Below are 267 nucleotides of genomic sequence, written 5' to 3' on the forward strand. Positions count from 1 at the left end.
TTCCAGCTCACCGCTTGCCACTTTATTACCATTACTCAGCAAATACGGGAAGCTGGCTTTATCTGCGATCACTTTGGTGGTGAAACGAGCCAGCACATCCGGGCGATCCTGATAAAACGTAATGCGCCGAAAACCTTCCGCCTCACACTGAGTGCAGAAGCCACCACCAGATTTATACAGACCTTCAAGCGCGGTGTTTGCTTCCGGGTTAATTTCTGTTTCAATGGTGAGTTCAAACGCTTCAGGCAATTGACGAATCAGCAGGCC

At 49.4% G+C, this 267-nt stretch carries 1 pseudogene; it reads right to left on the bottom strand.

Annotation, left to right across the window (positions count from 1 at the left end):
- Nucleotides 1-267 (bottom strand): annotated as a pseudogene (gene pepN / locus ACYP03_RS26410) (aminopeptidase N); the annotation flags it as partial.

The sequence above is a fragment of the Photobacterium sp. R1 genome (assembly GCF_054600795.1).